General features: G+C 68.2%; 2 protein-coding genes. One reads left to right on the top strand and one right to left on the bottom strand.

Annotated elements, in window-relative coordinates:
* The first annotated feature begins 34 nt into the window (after positions 1 to 34).
* Positions 35 to 400: an STAS domain-containing protein gene (locus AB0M43_RS39265; protein WP_363732946.1), complete on the top strand. Its 366-nt coding sequence runs from the start codon at positions 35 to 37 to the stop codon at positions 398 to 400.
* Between the two features lie 665 nt (positions 401 to 1,065).
* Here AB0M43_RS39265 and AB0M43_RS39260 read toward each other — a convergent pair.
* The coding region (locus AB0M43_RS39260; RefSeq protein WP_363732943.1) for a carbohydrate-binding protein at positions 1,066 to 1,323 on the bottom strand (258 nt) is incomplete at its 5' end.

Raw genomic sequence — 1,323 nt, 5'->3', positions numbered from 1 at the left:
TGCGCGTTGCCGCATCCGAGGACCCGGCGGGCGGGTGACGTCGCCGGTGCGGGTGACGGTCACCGCGCACGGGCCGGTGTCGGTGGTGTCGGTGGGCGGAGAGATCGACCTGGCCACCGCCCCGCTCCTGCAACGCCACCTCACCGCCATCATCGATGCCGGCGAGGTACGGCTGGTCGTCGACCTGTCGGAGATGACGTTCTGCGACTCCGTCGGCCTTGGCCTGTTCGTCGGCGCCGCCCGCCGCCTCGCCGACCACGACCAGCTGCTGCACCTGACCCGCCTTCGGCCGGCGACGGTGCTGCTCTTGTCTGTCACCGGCGTCGCCGGGCCCGCACCCCTTGCGAAGCCGCGGCCTTCGTCGTCGCTCACCTCCCACTCGGCTGTGGGCCGGCAGTAGCCGGCACCGCCGACGATCTGGACGAGGAGGGGCCCGCCTGAGCACCAAGGCATGCAAACACATACTGTTCGTCCAAATCAGCCCAACAAGAGGATTCGGAGACGTAAGAGGTCGAAGTTGGCCCTGCCAAACATGAGAGGGTGTTCTGTGCTGCTCTGATCCGGTTTAAGATTGTTTCGGGCAGGGTTGAGTAAGGCTCTGGCCATGCGCGGTGTCCAGGAGGGCTTTGCGGCTTTGTGTCTGTCGTGAGTGGGCGCTAGTGCTATCCGAGTGATCTCACCGATGAGCAATGGGCGGTAATAACCCGTTTCTGATGGCGTGGAAGGCGCGTCGTCCGTCGTACCTTCGCCCGACCGACCGCACCCGGCCAACGACACCGCGACGTTCGGCGCGACGAAAACGGAGACCACTCCGGTCGTCTCAGTCGCCGGGAGCGCCGTGACCTTCCTCGCTGTCGGCGGGGCCGGGGCCGTGTTGCTCAGCGTGTTTTTGACGGTCCTACTCCGTTGCCGTCGGCTCACGTTCACGACCGGCGGATAGCGCTTACTGTCGCTTCGCGCGACGCGGACGGCCCAGCACCCTTCACGGTGCCCGGGTGGCGCTCCGGACGGGCTCGGCCCCGGCCCCCAGTGGTGGTACCGGGGCCGAAGCATGGGCGGGTCAGGTCAGATCCGCGCCCACAGGATCGGCGTGTTCGGCGGCTCCCAGCCGACGATCGCGGTGTGCGCCATCCGGCACCGGTATCGGGCACCGCCGTAGGTGACCTGCGCCCCGACGGCGTACGTCGCCCCGACCCTCCACGTCCCCTGCGGCGGCGCGCTCGTCGGGGGCCGGGTGGTCGGCGGGGTCTGGGTGACGTTGAGCAGGAAGTCGAACGTCGCGTTCTTGGCGTTGCCGACCTGGGTGACGTTCATCAGCAGTAC

The sequence above is a fragment of the Longispora sp. NPDC051575 genome, assembly GCF_040681875.1.
In the GTDB taxonomy this organism is placed as follows: domain Bacteria; phylum Actinomycetota; class Actinomycetes; order Mycobacteriales; family Micromonosporaceae; genus Longispora.
Note: the sequence above shows the minus strand (reverse complement) of the source record. Positions and strands in the feature narration are given on the sequence as shown.